A 20,718-nucleotide genomic window follows, 5' to 3' on the forward strand; every position below is an offset into this window, starting at 1 on the left:
CGCACCCTGAGACGAGTTGGAGCGCAGATGCCCCAGCACGTGCCACCGCTGCCGCACGCCCCTGCCCCGGAGCCCGTACGCCCCTGGCGCGAGCCAGTGCGTCCGCACGCCCGCAGACCGTCCCGTACCACCGCGCCGCCCGTTCCGCGCCGCATCGTCTTCCTCGCCCGCCGGGACCTCGGGAACCCCGCGGCGGGCGGTTCCGAACTGCTCGTCGACCGGCTCGCCGAAGGGCTCACCGCCCTGGACCACCAGGTCACGCTGTTGTGCGGCGGGCCCGCCGCACACCGCGACTACCGGGTGGTCTCCGCGGGCGGCGACGCCGGCCACTTCCTGCGCGTCCGCCGGCAGTTCGCCCGCCAGGTCGGCGACTGCGACCTGCTGGTGGAGGTGTGCAACGGCATGCCCTACCTGGCGCCCCTCTGGCACAGCGGCCCGACGCTCTGTCTGGTCAACCACGTCCACACCGACCTGTGGGGGCTGCGCTACCCGGCCCCCGCCGCGCGCCTGGGCCGCAGCCTGGAGCGCTGGGCGCTGGCCCACACTCATCGCGGCAACCTGATGGTCGCGGTCTCCGACTCCACCGCGGCGGCACTGCGGGACCTCGGCGTACCGGGGGACCGCATCCGGCTGGTCCACAACGGCGTCGAGGAGCCGGGCCCGCTGCTCCCGAAGTCCCCCGAACCGCTGTTCCTGGCCATGGGCAGACTCGTCGAGTACAAGCGGATCGGCCTGCTCCTGCGCCTGTGGGAGCGCGTACGGCCGGTCACCGGCGGCCGCCTGGTCATCGTCGGGGACGGGCCGGAGCGCCGCCGCCTGGAGGACCTGGCGGGCCCCGGCGTCCGCTTCACGGGCCATGTGAGCGAGCGCGAGAAGCACGAACTGCTGTGCCGCTCCTGGCTGCTGCTGCACCCCTCCCTGATCGAGGGCTGGGGCCTGGTGGTCATGGAGGCCGCCGCCCGGCGCACCCCGGCCGTCGGCTTCGACATACCGGGCCTGCGGGACTCCGTGCACGACGGAGTGACGGGCCTGCTCGCACGAGGGGAGAGCGCCTTCGCCGCCCACTGGTGCGCGCTCGCCCTCAGTCGGCAGCGGCGCCACGCGATGGGCCGCGCCGCCGAGCTGCGCGCCGCCCGCTTCCGCTGGAGCGCCACGGTCCGCGGCTTCCGCGCGGTGGCCGCCGAGGCCGCCCGCACGGCGCGGGGGAGGTGACGCACGCGGTGCGTGATCCCTCCCTGCGCAGGTCCGTCGCGCTCTTCCGCGCGTTCCTGCACGAGCAGACCGACCCCGAGGGCTGTTACGGGCTGCTCGCCCGGGACGCCGCCGACCAACTGGAGCGCTACGGTCCGCTGTCCGGGGCCGTGGTGGCCGATGTGGGCGGCGGGGCCGGGCACTTCACCGCGGAGTTCCGCCGCCGCGGCGCGCTCGCGGTGCTCCTCGAACCGGACCCGGCCGAGCTGTACGCGCGCGGCACTCCCCCCGAGGGCGCGGTGCTCGCCGACGGTTACCTGCTGCCGCTGGCGGACGGCGCTGCCGACGTCTGCTTCTCCTCCAACGTCCTGGAACACGTCGCCGACCCGCACACCTTCCTCAGCGAGATGGTGCGCGTCACCCGCCCCGGGGGCCTGATCTACGTCGCCTTCACCAACTGGCTGTCCCCCTGGGGCGGCCACGAGACGGCGCCCTGGCACTACCTGGGGGCGCGCCGGGCCCGCGACCGCTACCGGCGACGCACCGGACGCAGCCCCAAGCACACCCTCGGCGAGAACCTCTTCGCGCTCCACGTCGGGCCCACGCTGCGCCAGGTACGCGCCCGCGGGGACGTCGAGGTGCTCGCCGCCCGGTCCCGCTACGCGCCGTTCCTGGCCGGCGCCGTCGCCCGCCTGCCCGGCGTGCGCGAGGTCGCCACCTGGAACCTCCTTCTCATACTCCGGCGGTTGCCATGACCCAGACGCTCGCCACCTCGCGCTCTCCGGGCTCGCCCGTCCCCGGGAGCACCCCGCTGTCCGCACCCGGGGGGCCACCACCGGGGCGGCCACGGAGGCGGAGCTGGCTGCTCGCCTTCTGGGCGGTGTCCTTCGTCGCCTTCCTGGCGCCGTCCCCGGGCAGGATGACGTTCGAGACGAAGCTGGGCGTGGCGCTGGCCCCGTGGAAGTTCCTCGGCGACCTCGGATCTCTCTGGCACGACCGGGCCGGCTTCGGGGGCCTCGCCGACCAGTACATCGGTTACGCGTTCCCGATGCTCCCGTACTACGCGCTGGCCGACCTGGCGCATCTGCCGGTCTGGATCGCCGAACGCCTCTGGCTGTCCCTCGTGGTGACCGCCGCCTTCTGGGGCGCGCTGCGGCTGGCCGAGCGCCTGCAGGTCGGCACCCCCGCCTCCCGGTTGCTGGGAGCCGCCACGTATGCGCTGTGGCCCGCCTTCACCATCGTCATCGGCTCCACCTCGGCCGCCGCGCTGCCCGGCGCCGTCCTGCCCTGGGTACTGCTGCCGCTGGCCGACCCGCGGCGCAACGCGCGGCTGGCGGCGTGCCGTTCGGCGGTGCTGATCCCCTTCATGGGCGGCGTCAACGCGGCCTGCACGATTGCGGCGCTGCTGCCCGCCCTGCTGTACGTGCTCACCCGTACCGGCTCGCGGCGGTGGAGGTTACTGGGCTGGTGGCTGCCGGGCGTCCTGCTGGTCACCGCATGGTGGTCGCTCCCGCTGCTCCTCCTGGGCGTGCACGGCGAGAACTTCATGCCGTACGTGGAGCAGGCCGACGCCACCACGAGCACCATGTCGGCCACCGAACTGCTGCGGGGCGCCGGCAACTGGGTCGCGTACCTGAACTTCGGAGAGCCCTGGCTGCCGGCCGGATGGACGCTGGTGGCGGGCGTCTTCACCGTGATCGGCACCGCGCTCACCGCCGCGCTGGGCCTGGCCGGGCTGGCCCGCCGGGACCTGCCCGAGCGGCGCTGGCTGCTGCTGACCGTGCTGGTCGTCGCCGCGATCGCGCTGGCCGGGTACGGCGGCGTCCTCGGCGGCCCGCTGCACGAGACGGTGCGGGACTGGCTGGACGGCCCGCTGCAGCCGTTCCGCAACATCTACAAGTTCGCTCCCGGCCTCGCCCTCGCGCTGGCCTTCGGGCTGGCGCACCTCACGGGCCTGGCCTCCCGGCCGCGCGCCGGCCGCCCGGTGCCCGGCGGCCGGTACGTGCCCCTGGTGGTCGCGCTCCTCCTGCTGCCGGCCCTCGCCCTGCCGTACTTCAACGGCACGGTCCTGCAGCCCGGCGCCTTCAAGAAGCTGCCCGTCCACTGGCAGCGGACCGCCGACTGGCTCGCGAACCACAGCCCCGACGACCGCGCGCTGGTCGTGCCGGCCACCGCGCACGGCCTGTACACCTGGGGCTCCCCCATCGACCAGCCGCTCGACGTGCTGGCCGAGTCCCCGTGGGCGCAGCGCGACTTCGTCCCCTTCGGGACGAAGGGCTCGCGGCGCACGATGGACGCCGTGGAGCAGGCCCTGATGAGCGGCTCCGAAGTGCCGGGGCTGCGCGGCTTCCTGAACCGGGCCGGGCTGTACAACGTAGTGGTACGCAACGACCTGGACCCCGATCAGATCGGCTACGTTCCCCCGCAGACCGTGCGGCGCACCCTCGTGGCGTCCGGCTACCGCAAGGTGGCCTCCTTCGGGCCGCTGACCACCGCCGGCCGGATCGCCGCCGACACCCCGGTACAGGTGCAGGGGCTGTACCCGAGGCAGCGCGCGGTGGAGATCTACGAACCGGTGGACACGCCGCGCCCCGGCAGGGTCACCGCCCGGGCCGCCGCCGACACGGCGCGGCTCAGCGGCGGCCCCGAAGCGCTGCTGCAGTTCGCCGCCGACCCCGCGCTGCGCGACCGCCCCACGGTCCTCACCGGCGACGCGCTCCCGGGTGTCCAGGCACCGGCCCTCCAGCTCACCGGCGACGGCCTGCGCCGCACCGACACCCGCTTCGGGCTGGTCAACACCAACACGTCGTACACGTACACCGCGGACGAGCGGAACGGCCCGGACAGCGTGCAGGACCCCGGCCGCCCGCCGCGCCAGATCCTGCCCGTCCGTGGCATCGAGCACCAGACGACCGCCGTGCTGCGCGGCGCCCGTTCCGTCACCGCGTCCTCCAGCGGCAGCTGGCTCTTCCACCTGCCGCAGTACGACCCGGTGCACGCCTTCGACGGCGACCCGGTTACCGCCTGGGCGGAAGGCAGCGCCGGCGACCCGGTCGGCCAGTGGCTGAAGGTCGCCTTCGACCGGCCCGTGGACGTCCCCGCGACGCTCGCGCTGACCCCGCTGCCCGGCGACGGGCTGCGCGCCGCTCCGACGGCCGTCCGCGTGTCCACCGACCGCGGCAGCGCGGTCAGCCAGCTGCGCACCGACGGCAGGCGCCAGCCGGTCAAGGCACCGCCGGGGCGGGCGAAGTGGCTGAAGGTCACCATCCTGGGCTCCCAGCTGCCGCGCGCCGGCGTCTCCGGGGCCGGCATCTCGGAGATCACCATCCCCGGCGTGCGGGTCACCCGGCTCCTCCAGGTGCCCAAGGACTCCGAGTACACGGAGGCACCCGCCACCACGTACGCGCTGCACCGCGGCAGCGACCCCGGCGGCCTCTCCCCGGTGTCCGCGGAGACCGGCCTGCACCGCCAGTTCCTCACAGGCGCCGACGCGGTGTACCGGGTCTCCGCCGAGGCGCTGGCCGTGCCGGGGCGCGCCCTGGACGAGCTGCTCACGAAGGCGGCGCCCGACCAGCGTGACCGGATCACCGCCACGGCCGACTCCACGAGCCGCACCGGGCAGTCCCTCAGCCCGCGCAACCTCGTGGACGGCGATCTGACCACAGCGTGGGTCGCCGGGGACAAGCCCACGGTGCATCTGCGCTGGCCGGGCAAGAAGAAGATCGACACGATCGTGCTGCCCGCCGCGGGCGGCATCTCCACGCGCCCCGAGCAGATCCTGATCAACTCGCCCTACGGAGCGGCGACCGCCGGCGTCGACGAGAACGGCATGGCCCGCTTCGACCCGATCACCACCGACCGCCTCGACATCACCGTCTCCCGGGTCAAGCCGCTGACCATCCACAACCCCGTGGCGGGACAGCCGCTCCAGCTCCCTGTCGGCCTCAGTGAGGTCTACATACCGGCGCTCAAGAAGTACCGCACCCCGCCGCCCAAGAAGAGCGCGCGCTTCTCACTGCCCTGCGGCAAGGGGCCCGAACTCACCGTGGACGGCGTCCGGTACGCCACGAAGGCGGCGGGACCGGTCCGTGATCTGGTGCAGCGCCGCCCCCTCAAGGTCGACCTGTGCCGCGCGCCGGGCGGCCGGATCGCCCTGCCCGCCGGACGCCACCGCGTGGAGGCGGGCGACCGCGGGCCCCTCGCGCTGACCGACGTCACCCTCCGCCGCGGCACCGCAGCCAAGACCGCCGTCGCGCCGCGCCGGGTCATCGCCGGGGCCGGCTGGTCGGGCGACAGCCGCGACGCGTACATCGGCCCGGGGCGCGCGGTGTACCTCCAGACGTACGAGAACGCCAACGCCGGCTGGCACGCGACCCTGAACGGCCGTGAGCTCACCCCGGTACGGGTGGACGGCTGGCAGCAGGCGTTCCTGGTCCCGGCCGGCGGGGGCGGAACGGTGCGTCTGTACTACGCACCGGCAGCGCAGTACCGGCTGGCGCTGATCACCGGGGTCGTCGGCGTCCTGCTGGTGGCGGCGTGCGCCCTGATAGGGCGGCGCCGGGAAGCGGGGGAAGCGCCCGTACCGGTGGCGCCGCCCGCGCCCTCCTGGGTGCTCGGCACGATCGTGCTCGCCGCCGTACTGGGGCTCGTCGCCGGGCCGTTCGCGGTGGCCGTGCCGGTGCTCGCGCTGCTCGCCCGGGCCCGCCCGGCACTGCTCGCGCCGCTGGCCTTCCTCGCGATGGCGGCGGCCGGCGTCGCCGCCTCCTTCGGCGCCGGCCTCCCGGCCTCGCTCGGCCGCGGCCCGTTCAGCGCCCCGGCCCAGGGCCTCGCACTGCTCGCACTGACCGCGGCAGTGGTCACGGTGCCACCGGGCCGCCTGTGGCCCGCGGCGCTCCGCCCCCACCGCCGCAAGCCCAAGCCGCCCGAGGAGGGCACGGCCGAGGAAGGCACCACGAAGCCGCTCCCGGCCGCGGAGGGGGACGAGAAACCGACACCGTCCAGCACGACAGCGCCGCCCGGCTCCGAGGACGACACGGCCGTCCTGCCGCCCGTGACACCCCAGGAGCCCGCCACCGGAAAGCCCGTGGCCGGGGAGCCCACGGCCGGTGAAACCGTTGAAACCGCCCGGGAGGCCGCCACCGAGCAGCCACCCGCCACCGGGGAGCCCGAAGACGCCGGCCCCGCAGCCGGGGAGCCTGCCGGGAAGCCCGCCACCGAGGCCCGCCGTCGGCCCCCGCTCCCCCGCCGGAGGAAGCGCGCCGGCGCACGGCCCGAAGAAGACGAGTCCACCGGAGGCGGAGGAAAGGAACCCACCGAAGGGGAGCACCCCGCCGAGGGAGAGAGCCCCACCGACGGAAAGGGGCCCACCGCATGACCGCCCTCCATCCGGCCCGCACTCCGGGGCTCGCCCCACGCGCTCTCCGGCCGGTGCCCTTCCCGCTCGTGGACGAGATCGCCCGGCACTGCGCACAGGAGGCGGAGCCGGAGACCGTGCACGTGGAGGCGCATCTGCCGGGGCACGTGGACGGTGCCCGCCTTCGGGACGCGTTCGGCCGGGCGCTGGCGCGGCACCCGAAGGCGCTGCTGCGGCAGGCCCCCGTGCGCTGGTGGCACCGGCGGTACACGTGGCGGCCGGCCGGCGCACCCGACAGGGAACCCGTCTCCTTCCCCGAGCCGGGCCCCGAAGCGCTGCGCCGTGCCCGGGAGCGGGCGCTCACCGAGTGCCCCTCCCTGGACGCCGCCCCGCCCGTACGGCTGGAGGTGATCGCACAAGGGACGGCCGGGCCGGGCACCTCCCCGGACACCGGCCCCGGCACCGCAGCGGGCACCGTACTGCTCCTCACCGCCCACCACACCGCGCTGGACGCCCCGTCCTGTCTGCGCCTGCTGGCGACCACTGCGGAGCTGTACGGCGGCGCGGACAACTCCCCCGCGCACTCCCTCGCACCACCGCCCGTACGCGGCCCGGAGAGCCGTGTATTGCCCTCCCGCGGCGACGCCGTAACGGTGGGGCGTCCCGGCCCGCGCCGCCCGGCCCGCGTGGCCGCCGACCGCGGCCGTGCCGCCCACGGCAGCGGCAACGGCAACGGCAACGGCAACGGCATGATCCTCACCGAGCTGCCCGTACCGGGCCGCCCGCCCCGCGCCCCCGGAGCGCAGGCTCCGTACACCGTCAACGACCAGCTCCTCGTGGCCGCTTGCCTGGCGGTGACGCGCTGGAACCGCCTGCACGAGGCCCGCCCCGCCCCCGTGGTCCTCACCGTGCCCGTCGACGACCGGCCACGCGGCACGGAGATGCCGCTCGGCAACGGGACACGGCTGGTCTCCGTGGACTTCGGGGCGGTCCCGCGGGGCGCACCGCCGTCCGCCGTCTCCTGGCCACCGGAACCGGCCACGGTGGCCCGGCTGCTGCGCGGCACCGCGGCCCGCACCCGCGCCCTGAAGGCGTCCCGCGGGCCCCAACTGGGTCTGTCCGGCGCCCTCCTGACCGCGCCCGTGCTGCCGGTCGGCATACGGGCCGCAGTGACCCGTGGGGCGCGTGCCGCCGCCGCACCCTGGACGTCCACCGCTCTGCTGTCCAACATCGGCCGGCTGCCCTACCCCCTGGACTTCGGCGCCGCGGGCGGCCGGGCCACCGGAGTGTGGTTCTCCGCACCGGCCCGTATGCCGCGCGGGCTGTCCTTCGGGGTACTCGCCACCGGCGGCCGGATCCAGCTGACGCTGCGCTGGTCCCGGGCGCTGCTGGACGACACTGCGGCGGCGGCGCTGTGCGCCCTGTTCGAAGAAGCTCTCGCGGCGACCTCCTGGAGCGGCACATGACCACGACCGGCGCGCGGCACGGCCCCGGGGGCCTGCGCGACTTCTACGAGAACCCGTTGGTGCCCGTCTCCTCAGGGGCCGAACGGGGGCGGCGGCAGGCGCTGATGCTGGCGCGTGCACTCGGCCCGGCCGGCGGCGGGCGGGCCCCGGCCACCGTCCTGGACGTCGGCTGCGGGGACGGCACCGCGGCGGCCACGGCACTGCCGTACCTCTCCGGCCACCGCCTCGTCGGCGTCGACTGGTCCCAGGACGCGCTGCGCCGCGCGACGGGCCGGATACCGTTCGTGGTGCGCGGCGAACTGTCCGGTCCCGGGCTGCCGTTCGGGGACGGGGCGGCCGACGCGGTGCTCTTCAGTGAGGTCGTCGAGCATCTGGTGGACCCCGACGCGGCACTGGACGAGCTGCGGCGCGTACTGCGCCCCGGTGGCCACCTGCTGCTCTCCACGCCCAACCTCGCCGCCTGGTACAACCGCGGCCTGCTGCTGGCGGGCGTGCAGCCGGTGTTCTCGGAGGTGAGCCTGCGCGGCATACACGGCCGTCCGGGCAGCCAGGTCGTCGGCCATCTACGGCTCTACACCGCCCGTGCGCTGCGCGGCTTCCTGACCGCTGCGGGGTTCGAGGTCGTACGGATGGCGGGCGCGCCATACCACGATGTGCCGCGCCCGCTGCGCCCTCTGGACCGGCTGGCCTGCCGTATCCCGTCGATGGCGTCGATCCTCCTGGTGCATGCCCGTCGGGCGGCGCGGTGACCGTGCCGGGGTGGGGCGTCGCGGCGGCGCTGCTGGCCAACGTCCTGTACAGCTGCGGCTTCGTGCTGGAGAAGCGGGCGCTGAGCCGGCTGCCCCCGTTGAGCGTCCGGCGGCCGTTCCACGTCGTGCGGCGGCTGCTGGGCAGCCCGCTGTGGCTGGCCGGCTCGCTGGCGCTGGCGGCCGGCTTCGCGGCGCAGCTGGTGGTCTACCGCACGCTGCCCGTGGCGGCCGCCCAGGGCCTGTTCGCGGCCGGTCTGGTGCTGGTCCTGCTGCTGGCCTCGGTGGTGCTCGGGGAGCGGACGACCGGCCGTGAGCGGCTGGCGACGGTGGCGGTGGGGGCCGCGCTGGTGATGGTGGCCGGCTCGCTGCACGGCGCGGGCGCGGCGGAGTTGGGCCGTACGGCGCCGGCCGGCACGCTGCTGTGGTGCGCGCTGCCCGCGCTCGCCGCCGGGCTGTGGCTGTACGCGGCCGCCGGGCGCCGCGCCCGGCGGCGCCACCGTGCGGCAGGTGCGGGCGTGCCCTACGGGGTGGCCATCGGGCTGCTCTACGGGGTGAGTTCGCTGGCCATCAAAGGGCTGGCGGGGCTGCCGGAGGCAGCGGACGGAGCCGGGCCCGGGGTGGCCTGGCCGCCGGACGTCCGTACGGCGCCCGCCGCCCTCGCCGCCCTGGGGGCCACGCCGTACCCGTACCTGCTGGTGTGCACGGGAACGGCCGGACTGGTGCTGTCGCAGGCGGCGCTGCAGCGCTGCCGGGCGTCGCTGCTCGTCCCCGTGTGCTCGGCCGTGAGCGGTGTCGTCGCCGTCGTCTGCGGCACGGTCGCCTTCGGGGAGCCGCTGCCCGACGATCCGGTACGGCTGGCCCTGCGGCTGGGCGGTACGGCCCTGGCGCTGGCCGCGCTGCTCGCCATGGACCGGCGCCCGCCACCGCCCGCGCCCGCGCCCGAACCGTCCGCACGGGCGCCGGTCGTGGTGTCCGGGCGTACCGTCTCCGTCACCCGCCGGCGCACGACGGCCGGCACCTTCCCGCCACCGGACGCGTAACAGGGAGCTGACACATGAAGCCGGACGACCCGCTGCTGCGGATCCTCGCCTGCCCGCTCGACAAGGGGCCGCTGGTCCTCATCGCCGCGGACGACGCGCTCTACAACCCCCGGCTGCGCCGCCGCTATCCCATCGTGGACGGCGTCCCGCAGTTACTGCCCTCTTCGGGGGAGCAGGTCTCCGCCGAAGAGCACGAGCGGCTGCTGGCCCGTATGGAGACGGCCGGCGGCGTGCCCGGTGCGGCGGGCCTTCCCGAGGGCGAGGGCCGGCCGTGACACTTGCCGCCCGGTTCGCCCCGCACCTGCCGCCACGGCTGCTCTCCGCCGCCACGACGCTGCTCTACCCGCGCTTCGAGCCCGAGTTGCGCCGGCTCGGCGACTTCTGCCGGCCCGGCGGCACCGCGGTGGACGTGGGCGGCTGGTACGGGCCCTGGGCGCGGCATCTGGCGCGCCGCGCGGACCGGGTCGTCACCCTGGAGCCGGTGCCGCACCTCGCGCGGCTGCTGAGGGCCGTGACGCCCGACAACGTCGAAGTGGTGGCGGCCGCGGCAGGTGACCGCTCGGGGACCGCGACGCTGTGGCTGCCCCCGGGGGGACGCGGGGACCGCGGCGTGGCCTCCCTGGTGCGCCGCCGGCTGCACCGCGGCCATCTGGAGGTCCGCTGCCTGACCCTGGACGAGCTGGAACTGTCCGACGTCACGCTCATCAAGATCGATGTGGACGGCGGCGAACCGGCCGTGCTGCGCGGCGCCGAGCGCACCGTCGAACGGGAGCAGCCGGCGCTCTTCGTGGAGCTGGAGACGCGCATCCAGCCGCTCGGGCCGGTCCTGGAGTGGTTCGCGGCGCGCGACTACCGGGGCTGGGTGCTGCCCGGTGACCGCTGGCTGCCGCTGGCCGCCTTCGACCTCCCGGGGCATCAGGCCCGCACGTCCTACGTGGCGGAGCACGGGCTGGTGCGCCGCACGCTCGTGCCGCACCGCCGCTACGTCAACTCCGTGCTCTTCCTGCCGCGCGGCCACGGCCCCGGAGACCCGGCGTACCGCACGAACCCGGCCGCGACCCGCCCCGTACTGCGCGACGATGTGCGCCATGAGCCCTACCCATGAGCCCGGCCCCGGAGAACCCGCCGACGGGCCCGGCACGGACGTTCCCGGGCCCGGCGGGCGCGGGAGGCCACGCACCCCGCGGAGCCGGCTGCACGAGCCCGAGGGAGGCGCTCAGAGGCCGCTCGGAGTGCCGGGCCGGCTCGGCTTCCAGCTCGTCCTGCTGCGCCGGATGGCCGACCACCAGCCGGGGCTGGTGGAGGACGCGCTGCACACCCTGGGCACGACCCGCCCGGAGATGCGCGAGACCAACCGGCGCTGGCAGGCGATGAGCCGCTCCTCCCGGTCCCGCGGCGCGCTCCAGCGGTACCGCTCGGTCCTCGGGCCCCCGGAGACCGACACCGCCCGCCGGATCGGCGACCTGACCTGCCGGGCGCTGACCTGGCCGGTGCCGCTCTGGCCCGATCTGCGCTTTGAGGTGCTGACCGCGCCCGGGGGTGCCGTGTGGAACGAGTGGCTGGTGCGCGCCCCGGGTGCGCCGGGCCCCGTACTCCGAACGGCCGAGGACTTGGAACCGTGGTGCTGCACCGTCGATGAGGTCGCACGCGCGTTCCCACCGGCCCGTCCGATGGAGGGTTCGGCGCCCACCCGCTGGCGGCTCGGATTCGCAGCTCCGGGGCCTGCCGGGCGCCCGGAGCAGCGGATCGCGGAGTTCACCTGGGGCCTGCTGCAACGCCTCGTCGAGTAGGCCGGCGGGAGGGCGCCGGGGTCCCTCGCACGGCCCCGTTCAGCGGGCAGCCGGGCGCGTACGGCAGAAGGATGACGGTCGAGAGGTGTGCTGCCGCTCCTGCCCCAACCGGCCCACCCGCGGAGGAACCCCATGACCACCAGCGTTGCGCAACTGCGTCGTTGCTCGGTCGCCGTCGACCTCGGCGCGGCGCGCACCCGGGTGTACGTGAAGAACCACGGCCTGATCGTCGACGAACCGACCGTCACAGCCGTCAACATCCGTACCGGCGCGCTCATAGCCGTCGGCGCCCGCGCCGAGTACATGGCAGGCCGCACCCCGGACCACATCCGGGTGGTCCGGCCGGTCTCCCACGGCACGATCGTGGACATCGAGATGGCCCAACGGCTACTGCGGCAGCTCGTGGGCGACAAACTGCGCCGCGCGTGGCGGCGCAAACCCACCATGCGGGCAGCGGTCTGCCTGCCCTCCGGGAGCGAGCCGCTGACCCAGCGGGCCGCCGTGGAGACGCTCACCGGGCTCGGCGCCCGGCGGGTCGAACTGGTCGACACGATGGTGGCGGCGGCCGTGGGCTGCGGCCTGCCGGTCGAGCAGCCCGAGGCCACGATGATCGTGGTCTGCGGGGCCGGGACGACTCAGGTCGCGGTCCTGTCCCTGGGCTCCATCGTGGCCGCCGAGACGGTTCCGGTCGGCGGCGACGCCATCGACCACGCCGTCGTCCAGCATCTGCGCCTGCATCACGAGCTGATGGTGGCCAGCCAGAACGTCCGGCCGCTGCATCTGATGCTGGCCCGTGACGGCATCCCCGAACCGGGCTCCACCGAGGTGCACGGCCGGGACGTGGTCAGCGGTGAGGCCCGCCGCGTCGAGGTGGAGCCCGACCGCGTGCGCCGCGCCATCTCCGCCCGGCTCACGGGCATCCTCGACGCCATCAGCGACGTACTGCGGCGCTGCCCGCCCGATCTGGTCGCCGACCTCGCCGAGCGCGGCATCATGCTGGCCGGCGGCAGCGCGCTGGTCCCGGGCCTGGAGCCGATGATCCGGCAGGGCACGCTGATGCCCGTACAGGTCGCCGAACGCCCGGACACCTGCGCCGTACAGGGACTGGCCGCGATGATCGAGGGTCAGGTCTCTCCCCTGGAGATGGCCCCACTGGTCCCCTGAGACGCCGTCCCCGTAAATGCGGCGGAGCCCGCGAGCCGACCGGCTCGCGGGCTCCGTACGTCTGAGAGGGCCGCGCCCCGTGGAGCGAGGCCACGCCCCTTGAGGGGCCGCGCCGGCATTCGTGTGCCGCGCTCGGGCCGCCGCGTGTACGGCGTGCCGCCCCGTACGTGTCGGGGGCACGCCGCGCTGCCGCTACGTGCCACGCGTACGGACACGCACGAAGACGCCGCACGCACTCGTACGTGCGGCGGGCGCCCGGCCGCGCCTACGGCGTCCGGGTGTTCCAGGCCACCACCGCCGGGCGGTCGTGTTCCGTGCCGAGCACGCCGACCGCGCCGGTCTCGAAGGTGAACAGCGCGCCGGCGGACGGGGGCAGTCCCAGCCGCCGGGCCGTGAGCACCCGCAGGAAATGCGCGTGCCCGACCAGGGCCACGTCACCGTCGTCCGCCTGCAGCCGGGGCGCCAGCCGGTCCAGTACCCGGTCGGCACGCGCCCCCACCTCCTCGGGCGACTCCCCCGGATGCCCTTCGGGGCCCGGCGGAACGCCGTCGGTGAAGAGGAACCACTCGGGGCGGGTGCGGTGGATGTCCGCCGTGCGCACGCCTTCGTAGCCGCCGTAGTCCCACTCGCCCAGGTCGGGATCGACCTCGGTACGGGTGAGACCGGCCAGCTCGGCGGTCCTGCGGGCCCGCCCCATGGGGCTGACCACCGTCAGCGCCACTGTCCGGCCGGCGAGCAGCGGGCCCAGTTCCCGGGCCTGCTCCTCACCGCGTGCGGTGAGGGGGAGGTCGGTCCAGCTGGTGTGCTGTCCCGAACGGCTCCACTCCGTCTCGCCGTGCCGGATCAGCAGCAGCTCACTCACCGCCGGCCTGCTGCTCCTTCTGAGCCTCCTCGACGGAGGCACGGACCTCGTCCATGTTCAGGTTGCGGGCCTGGCCGATGACGTCCTCCAGGGCCTCCTCGGGGAGCGCGCCGGGCTGCGAGAAGACCGCGATGTTCTCCCGGACGATCATCACCGTGGGGATCGACTGGATCTGGAAGGCCGCGGCCAGCTCGGGCTGCGCCTCGGTGTCGACCTTGGCGAAGACGAGGTCCTCGTGCTTCTCGGAGGACTTCTGGAAGACCGGCGAGAACTGCTTGCACGGACCGCACCACTCGGCCCAGAAGTCGATGAGGACGAAGTCGTTCCCGGAGACGATCTCGTCGAAGTTGTCCTTGGTGAGCTCTACCGTGCTCATGTACTTTCCCTGCTTCCGGTCCGGTCGTCGGTATTCAGCCGCGTCAACAGGAGACGCGGAGCGGCGTATTCCTCCAGGGTGTCCCAGATGCCCCGCTCCGCGGCCCGCGCCACGCGGCCGCCCGGCTCCCCTGCCCACGTTGCGCCGTCCTAGACATCCGCAATCCACCGAATCCTGACGCGGTCGGCGCCCGGGCGTGTCGCGGGCCCGCGACCGGCCTCCCCGGCCCGTCGCCCGGACCCGCCGGCTAGGGGCGATGCACCCGCAACCCGTCGAAGACCATGCTGGTCAGGGCGTCGGCGAGCACCGCGACGGACAATCCACCGTCCGGGCGATACCACTCGATCAAGGAGTTGACCGTGCCGAAGATCAGGCGGCTGGTCAGCCCCGGCTCGATGTCGTCGCGCACCCCGCCCTCGGCCGCCGCCTGCCGCACCAGCTCCGCGACCCGGTGGTCGAACTCACGCCGCCGCTCCAGGGCCCGCTGCTCGGCCTCGCTGTTCCCGTGCACGCGCAGCAGCAGCGTCACGTAGGGCAGCTCGGCGGCCAGGGTCTCGACGCTGCGCCGTACGGTGCGCTCCAGCCGGGCCGTGGCGTCCGCGTGCGCGCCGCAGGGCTCGTCGAGCACGGCGAAGAGCGCGTCCAGCGCACGGCTCACGGCCAGGTCCAGCAGCTCTTCCTTGCCGGACACGTGGTGGTAGATCGAGGACTTGCTGATGCCCAGCCGGCGTGCCAGCTCCTCCATGCCGGTGCCGTCGTAGCCGCGCTCGTTGAACACCGCGACCGCGACCTCCACGAGGGAGGCGCGGTCGTAGGTGGTCCGGCCCTGCCGTGCCCCCGGGTTCCGGTCGGGTCGTCTGATCATTCCCTCACTGTGACACGCCGGGCGCGGGGGCAGGGTCTCAGCCCTTGTCGCGGAGGTCGACGATGCGCTTGATCTTGCCGACCGACCGCTGCAGCGTCTCCGGGTCGACCACGTCCACGCCCACCGTCACGCCCACGCCGTCCTTGACGCCCTTGGCGATCGTCTCCGCGGCATCGGCGCGGGCCTCCGTGGCGGCGTCGGGGCGCGCCTCGACCCGTACGGTCAGGTGGTCCATCCGGCCGCGCCGGGAGAGCTCCAGCTGGAAGTGCGGGGCGACCCCGGGGGTGCGCAGCACGATCTCCTCGATCTGCGACGGGAAGAGGTTCACCCCGCGCAGGATGATCATGTCGTCGCAGCGCCCGGTGACCTTCGCCATCCGGCGGAAGTTCGGCCGTGCCGTACCGGGCAGCAGGCGGGTGAGGTCGCGGGTGCGGTACCGGATCACCGGCATCGCCTCCTTGGTCAGCGAGGTGAACGTCAGCTCACCCTCCTCGCCCTCCGGCAGCACCGCGTCGGTGACCGGGTCGACGACCTCGGGGAAGAAGTGGTCCTCCCAGATGTGCAGCCCGTCCTTGGTGTCCACGCACTCCTGGGCCACGCCCGGACCGATCACCTCGGAGAGGCCGTAGATGTCCACCGCGTGGATGTCCATCCGCTCCTCGATCTCGCGGCGCATCTCCTCGGTCCACGGTTCGGCGCCGAATATGCCGATCTGCAGTGAGGACGTGCGCGGATCGATGCCCTGGCGCTCGAACTCGTCGAGGAGGGTGAGCATGTACGAGGGCGTGACGAGGATGATCTCGGGCCGGAAGTCCTGGATGATCTGCACCTGGCGGGCGGTCATGCCGCCGGAGGCGGGGATCACCGTGCAGCCCGCGCGCTCGGCGCCGTAGTGCGCGCCGAGGCCCCCGGTGAACAGCCCGTACCCGTAGGAGTTGTGCACCTTGTGGCCGGGCCGGCCACCGGCCGCGCGGATGGAGCGCGCGAACACGTCCGCCCACATGTCCAGGTCGGCCTCGGTATAGCCGACGACGGTGGGGCGGCCGGTCGTCCCGCTGGAGGCGTGCACACGGCGGACGTCCGCCATCGGAACGGCGAACATCCCGAAGGGGTAGGTGTCGCGCAGGTCGGCCTTGGTGGTGAAGGGGAAGCGCGCGAGGTCGGCGAGGCTGCGGCAGTCCTCGGGGCGGACGCCGGCCGCGTCGAACTTCCTGCGGTACAGCTCCACGTTCTCGTAGGCGTGGCGCAACGTGGCCTGGAGGTTCGCGAGCTGCTGCGCCCGCAGCTCGTCGAGGCTCATCCGCTCGCCCGCGTCCAGCAGTTCGGCGGGGAGCGGGGTACCGGTCTTCCGTGCGCCCGCCGCGGCTTTCAGGTTGCTGCCCATGCTGCTCATTCCTCCACACCTCGGATCGCGCGGCTTCGCCCCCGGAACTCCGCAATGACTTCCGTACCCCGCCGGACGGTCACGTCGTATATGCCGCTCCGGCCGTACCGCGCGCGCTCCTCGGCCCGGGCCAGCAGGACGTCCCCCTGCTTCGCCGGCGCCACGAAGGTCACATCGGCTCCGGCGGCCACGGTCACCGGGCCGTGACTGTTGCAGGCGCAGGCAAAGGCGGTGTCGGCGAGCAGGAAGAGGTAGCCGCCGTGGGCGATGCCGTGCCCGTTGACCATGGTTTCGCCGACGGCCATGCGGAGCAGCGACGATCCCTCGCCGGCCTCCAGCAGCTCGATGCCGAGCCGCTGAGATGCCTGGTCAGCGGCGAACATCCGCTGGGCCGGACCGGAGTTTTCCACAGGACATCAACCACCCTTGCTGCCCGACCGACCATTCGGTTAGCGTAACGACGCGGTTAAACAATCAGCATCTGAAACGCCTGTCAAGAGGTGGACTGCCTTGTCCGAGAGCGTCACTGATCGATCCGACTTCTTCGCCCGCCACAAGGACCTGCTGGAGCGGGCCGTCGCCGCGGCCGGTGACCGTGACCACTGGTCACCGCATCCGGAGTCCCCGAGCCCCAAGGTGTACGGCGCGGAGGCGGCGGACACCGGCGAGGCCGCGTTCCGCGCCCACCTGAGCACCGCCTTCAAGCTCCCGGGGCACCCGCAGAGCGGCACGGTCGCCGTCGCCGAGCGCTCTCCGTACGGCCTGCCGCTGGACGTCGAGTATCCGCGGCTGACGCCCGGGGAGGCGGTGGCCGCGGCGAAGGCGGCGGCCCCGGCCTGGCGCGCGGCCGGCCCCGATGTCCGCGCGGGCGTCGCCGCGGAGATCCTCTCCCGGCTGAACGCCGCGAGCTTCGAGATCGCGCACGCGGTGCACCACACGACGGGCCAGCCCTTCGTGATGGCGTTCCAGGCGGGCGGGCCGCACGCCCAGGACCGCGGCCTGGAGGCGGTGGCGTACGCCTGGGCCGAGCAGAAGAAGCTCCCGGCGGTGACCCGCTGGACCAAGCCGCAGCGCAAGGGCGAGCCGCTGGTCATGGAGAAGACCTTCACCCCCGTGGGCCGCGGGGTGAACCTCTTGATCGCGTGCAACACCTTCCCCACGTGGAACGGCTACCCGGGCCTCTTCGCCGGCCTCGTCACGGGCAATCCGGTGATCGTCAAGCCGCATGCGGGCGCGGTGCTGCCGCTGGCGATCACCGTCCGGATCGCCCGCGAGGTGCTCGCCGAGGCCGGCTTCGACCCGGACGTGCTGCTGCTCGCCGCCGAGACCGCCGACCAGCGCACCGCCGCCGAGCTGGCGCTCCACCCGGACGTCCGGGTGGTCGACTTCACCGGCTCCAAGGAGTTCGGCAACTGGCTTGAGGAGCACGCCCGCCAGGCCGTCGTGTACACGGAGAAGGCCGGTCTGAACACCGTCGTGCTGGACTCCACCGACGACTACAAGGGCCTGCTGCGCAACCTCGCCTTCTCGCTGTCCCTCTACAGCGGCCAGATGTGCACCACCCCGCAGAACCTCCTCGTGCCGCGGGACGGCATCCGGACCGACCAGGGCACCCGCACCGCCGCCGAGTTCGCCGAGGACCTGGCGGGCGCGCTGGACAAGCTGCTCGGCGACCCGCAGCGCGCTGCCGGCACCCTCGGCGCGCTCGTCAACGACGGCGTACGGGCCCGGCTCGCCGAGGCGGCCGGCCTGGGCCGGGCCGCGCACCCCTCGCAGACCGTCCCGCACCCGGAGTACGACGGCGCCACGCTGAGCACCCCGCACGTCGCCCTGCTGGACGCGGCCAAGGACGCCGGGACGTACACCCGCGAGTGGTTCGGGCCGGTCTCGTTCGTGATCGCCACCGACTCCACCGAGCACAGCCTGCGGCTGTTCACCGAGACGGTCCGCGCACACGGCGCGCTCACCGCCACCGTGCACGCCACCGGCGAGGACGTCCTGGAGGCCACCCGCGCCGCCGCCCTCGAGGCCGGCGTCCACCTCTCGGAGAACCTCACGGGTGCGGTCTTCCCCAACCAGACCGCCGCGTTCAGCGACTTCCACGGCAGCGCGGCGAACCCGGCCGCCTCCGCCACGCTCACCGACTCCGCCTTCATCACCGGCCGGTTCGACGTGCTCCAGTCCCGCCGCCACGTCACCCCGGATGCCACCAAGGCCACCGAGGCCACTGCCAGCGAGGGGAACTGACGTGGCCGACGAGGTCTTTCTGGTCGACGGCGCCCGTACGCCGCAGGGCCGGTACGGCGGCGCGCTGGCCTCCGTACGCCCCGACGACCTGGCCGCTCTCGTGGTCGGCGAGGCGGTGCGCCGGGCCGGAGCCCCGGCCGAGGCGGTCGACGAGGTCATACTCGGCGCGGCCAACCAGGCCGGCGAGGACAACCGCGACGTGGCGCGGATGGCCGTACTGCTGGCCGGCCTGCCGCACACCGTGCCCGGGTACACCGTCAACCGCCTCTGTGCGTCGGGCCTGACCGCCGTCGCCTCGGCGGCGCAGGCCATCAGGGCGGGCGAGGCGGACCTGGTGGTGGCGGGCGGCGTGGAGTCGATGACCCGTGCCCCCTGGGTCATGGCCAAGCCCGGGGCGCCCTGGGCGAAGCCGGGCGAGGTGCACGACACCTCGCTGGGCTGGCGGTTCACCAACCCCCGCTTCGCGGCGGCCGACCGCGAGGTGGCCGGGTCCGGGCCGGAGACCGCCAAGCTGACGCTGTCCATGGGCGAGACGGCCGAGGAGGTCGCGGCCCTCGACGGCATCACGCGCGCCGACTCCGACGCGTTCGCGCTCCGCAGCCACCAGCGGGCGGTCGCCGCGCAGGAGGCCGGCCACTTCGACCGCGAGATCGTTCCGGTGCCGGTCAAGGGCGGCAGGGGCGGTCCGGACACCGAGGTGACCCGGGACGAGGGCCCGCGTCCCGGCACCACCCTCGACAAGCTCGGCACGCTGGGCACGATCTTCCGCAAGGACGGCGTCGTGACGGCCGGTTCGTCCTCGCCGCTGTCCGACGGCGCGGCGGCGCTGCTGGTGGCGAGCGGCGAGGCGGTACGGCGGTACGGCCTGACGCCCCGGGCCCGCGTCGTCACCTCCGCCTCGGCGGGCCTCCAGCCGAACCTCATGGGCCTCGGCCCCGTACCGGCCACGGAGAAGGCGCTCGCCCGCGCCGACTGGAAGCTCTCCGACGTGGCCGCGGTCGAGCTGAACGAGGCGTTCGCCGCGCAGTCCCTGGCCGTGATCCGACGGCTCGGCCTGGACGAGGAGCGGGTCAACGCCGACGGCGGCGCCATCGCGCTCGGCCACCCCCTCGGCTGCTCCGGCGCCCGCATCCTGCTGACGCTGCTCGGCCGGCTGGAGCGCGAGGACGCCCGCAGGGGCCTGGCCACCCTGTGCGTCGGCGTCGGCCAGGGCGTCGCGATGCTGGTGGAGCGGGTATGAGCGACACGACGCAGGAGCGCGTGGCAGCCGGCGTGCGCGGCACGGTGACGGACGAGCCGTACGAGACGCTGCGGGTCGAGGAGCGGGTGGACCGGGTCGTAGTGACCCTGTACCGGCCCGAGGCGCGCAACGCCATCAGCGGACGCATGATCACCGAACTGCACGCGGTCTGCGATCTGCTGGAGCGCGACCCGAAGCTGCTGCTGCTCACCGGGCACGGCGGCGTCTTCGCGGGCGGCGCCGACATCGCCGAGCTGCTGCGCCGCGGCCGGGACGAGGCCCTGCGGGGCATCAACAGCCGGCTGTTCGAGCGGGTACGGCGGCTGCCGATGCCGACGGTGGCGGCTGTGGACGGCTGGGCGCTGGGCGGCGGCGCGGAGCTGAGCTACGCCTGCGACATCCGAATCGCCGGGCCGGACGCGGTGTTCGGCAATCCGGAGCCCGGGCTCGGCATCCTCGCCGCGGCCGGCGCTTCCTGGCGGCTGCCGGAGCTGGTGGGCGAGTCGGTCGCCAAGCAGGTGCTGCTCGCCGGACGGAATCTGGACGCGGCGGCGGCGCTCGCCGCGGGCCTGGTCATGGAGGTCGTACCGGCCGACGAGCTGCTGGACCGGGCGCACGCCGTACTGGACCGCATGGCCCGCTCCTCGGCGACGGCGCTGCGGCTGACCAAGCTCGTGGTGGACGCGCCCGGCGCCCATCCGGTCGCCGACGACCTCGCACAGGCGGTGCTGTTCGAGGGTCAGGACAAGAAGGACCGGATGACGCGCTTCTTGGAGAAGGGGGGCTCGGAGAAGAGAGGCCCCGAGGAGAAGGCCCCGGACGAGATGGGCCTCGACGCGAAGAGCCCGGAGAACAGCGGCCGTGCGCAGAACGGCCCGGCGAAGGACGGAGAGCGGACGTGAGCGCGGCGGTGCAGGGGGCCGGGGAGGCCGGGCAGGAGACCGGGAGGGACGCGGCACCGCGGACGGTGGGCGTGATCGGCGGCGGCCGG

18 protein-coding genes are annotated in these 20,718 nt (G+C 74.4%); 13 read left to right on the forward strand and 5 right to left on the reverse strand.

Annotated elements, in window-relative coordinates:
• The first annotated feature begins 27 nt into the window (after window positions 1-27).
• From ACIGQF_RS34115 to ACIGQF_RS34160, 10 genes are all read left to right on the forward strand, one after another.
• A complete protein-coding gene (locus ACIGQF_RS34115; protein ID WP_399718567.1) occupies window positions 28-1,212 on the forward strand; it encodes a glycosyltransferase family 4 protein in 1,185 nt (394 codons plus the stop codon).
• 8 nt (window positions 1,213-1,220) lie between these two features.
• The gene (locus ACIGQF_RS34120; protein WP_399718570.1) at window positions 1,221-1,946 is read left to right on the forward strand and encodes a class I SAM-dependent methyltransferase; all 726 of its coding nucleotides are present in this window, start codon (window positions 1,221-1,223) and stop codon (window positions 1,944-1,946) included.
• Window positions 1,943-6,565: an alpha-(1->3)-arabinofuranosyltransferase family protein gene (locus tag ACIGQF_RS34125; protein ID WP_399718575.1), complete on the forward strand. Its 4,623-nt coding sequence runs from the start codon at window positions 1,943-1,945 to the stop codon at window positions 6,563-6,565. Before ACIGQF_RS34120 ends, ACIGQF_RS34125 begins: the two co-directional genes overlap by 4 nt.
• The gene (locus tag ACIGQF_RS34130) at window positions 6,562-8,010 is read left to right on the forward strand and encodes a condensation protein (protein WP_399718578.1); all 1,449 of its coding nucleotides are present in this window, start codon (window positions 6,562-6,564) and stop codon (window positions 8,008-8,010) included. The genes ACIGQF_RS34125 and ACIGQF_RS34130 overlap by 4 nt, the downstream gene beginning before the upstream one ends.
• The gene (locus ACIGQF_RS34135) at window positions 8,007-8,759 is read left to right on the forward strand and encodes a class I SAM-dependent methyltransferase (RefSeq protein WP_399718580.1); all 753 of its coding nucleotides are present in this window, start codon (window positions 8,007-8,009) and stop codon (window positions 8,757-8,759) included. The genes ACIGQF_RS34130 and ACIGQF_RS34135 overlap by 4 nt, the downstream gene beginning before the upstream one ends.
• Before the next feature lie 2 nt (window positions 8,760-8,761).
• Complete coding sequence (locus ACIGQF_RS34140) at window positions 8,762-9,799, forward strand: DMT family transporter (RefSeq protein WP_399718761.1); 1,038 nt, start codon at window positions 8,762-8,764, stop codon at window positions 9,797-9,799.
• A gap of 14 nt (window positions 9,800-9,813) precedes the next feature.
• Window positions 9,814-10,074, forward strand: coding sequence for a Trm112 family protein (locus tag ACIGQF_RS34145; RefSeq protein ID WP_361557007.1), 261 nt, complete (start codon window positions 9,814-9,816; stop codon window positions 10,072-10,074).
• A complete protein-coding gene (locus ACIGQF_RS34150) occupies window positions 10,071-10,904 on the forward strand; it encodes an FkbM family methyltransferase (protein ID WP_399718583.1) in 834 nt (277 codons plus the stop codon). The genes ACIGQF_RS34145 and ACIGQF_RS34150 overlap by 4 nt, the downstream gene beginning before the upstream one ends.
• A 169-nt stretch (window positions 10,905-11,073) precedes the next feature.
• On the forward strand, window positions 11,074-11,589 hold the full coding sequence (locus ACIGQF_RS34155; RefSeq protein WP_399718763.1) for a hypothetical protein: 516 nt from the start codon (window positions 11,074-11,076) through the stop codon (window positions 11,587-11,589).
• 132 nt (window positions 11,590-11,721) lie between these two features.
• Complete coding sequence (locus ACIGQF_RS34160) at window positions 11,722-12,753, forward strand: rod shape-determining protein (protein WP_399718586.1); 1,032 nt, start codon at window positions 11,722-11,724, stop codon at window positions 12,751-12,753.
• Between the two features lie 265 nt (window positions 12,754-13,018).
• Here the strand turns inward: ACIGQF_RS34160 and ACIGQF_RS34165 are convergent, their stop codons facing one another.
• The 5 genes from ACIGQF_RS34165 to paaI all read right to left on the reverse strand — a co-directional run bounded on the left by ACIGQF_RS34165 (window position 13,019) and on the right by paaI (window position 16,623).
• Window positions 13,019-13,615, reverse strand: coding sequence for a histidine phosphatase family protein (locus tag ACIGQF_RS34165; protein ID WP_399718589.1), 597 nt, complete (start codon window positions 13,613-13,615; stop codon window positions 13,019-13,021).
• Window positions 13,608-14,159 (reverse strand): thioredoxin, encoded by a 552-nt coding sequence (trxA, locus tag ACIGQF_RS34170; RefSeq protein ID WP_399718592.1) that lies wholly within the window; start codon window positions 14,157-14,159, stop codon window positions 13,608-13,610. Before trxA ends, ACIGQF_RS34165 begins: the two co-directional genes overlap by 8 nt.
• 79 nt (window positions 14,160-14,238) lie before the next feature.
• Window positions 14,239-14,856, reverse strand: a complete 618-nt coding sequence (locus ACIGQF_RS34175) for a TetR/AcrR family transcriptional regulator (protein WP_399718595.1) — start codon at window positions 14,854-14,856, stop codon at window positions 14,239-14,241.
• Between the two features lie 37 nt (window positions 14,857-14,893).
• Window positions 14,894-16,240, reverse strand: a complete 1,347-nt coding sequence (gene paaK, locus ACIGQF_RS34180; protein WP_399718597.1) for a phenylacetate--CoA ligase PaaK — start codon at window positions 16,238-16,240, stop codon at window positions 14,894-14,896.
• A 5-nt stretch (window positions 16,241-16,245) separates the two neighbouring features.
• Window positions 16,246-16,623, reverse strand: a complete 378-nt coding sequence (gene paaI, locus ACIGQF_RS34185) for a hydroxyphenylacetyl-CoA thioesterase PaaI (RefSeq protein ID WP_362208192.1) — start codon at window positions 16,621-16,623, stop codon at window positions 16,246-16,248.
• Window positions 16,624-16,750: 127 nt separating this feature from the next.
• Between paaI and paaN the strand changes: the two genes are divergently transcribed.
• Genes paaN through ACIGQF_RS34200 form a run of 3 tightly spaced genes read left to right on the forward strand, consistent with a single transcriptional unit; the run spans window position 16,751 to window position 20,629 of the window.
• Window positions 16,751-18,487, forward strand: a complete 1,737-nt coding sequence (gene paaN, locus ACIGQF_RS34190; protein WP_399718600.1) for a phenylacetic acid degradation protein PaaN — start codon at window positions 16,751-16,753, stop codon at window positions 18,485-18,487.
• Entirely contained in the window at window positions 18,444-19,727 is a 1,284-nt protein-coding gene (locus ACIGQF_RS34195; protein ID WP_399718603.1) for a thiolase family protein, read from the forward strand. The genes paaN and ACIGQF_RS34195 overlap by 44 nt, the downstream gene beginning before the upstream one ends.
• The gene (locus tag ACIGQF_RS34200) at window positions 19,724-20,629 is read left to right on the forward strand and encodes an enoyl-CoA hydratase/isomerase family protein (protein ID WP_399718606.1); all 906 of its coding nucleotides are present in this window, start codon (window positions 19,724-19,726) and stop codon (window positions 20,627-20,629) included. Before ACIGQF_RS34195 ends, ACIGQF_RS34200 begins: the two co-directional genes overlap by 4 nt.
• Window positions 20,630-20,718 lie beyond the last annotated feature (89 nt).

This window comes from Streptomyces sp. NPDC053560, from assembly GCF_044544605.1.
In the GTDB taxonomy this organism is placed as follows: Bacteria; Actinomycetota; Actinomycetes; order Streptomycetales; family Streptomycetaceae; genus Streptomyces.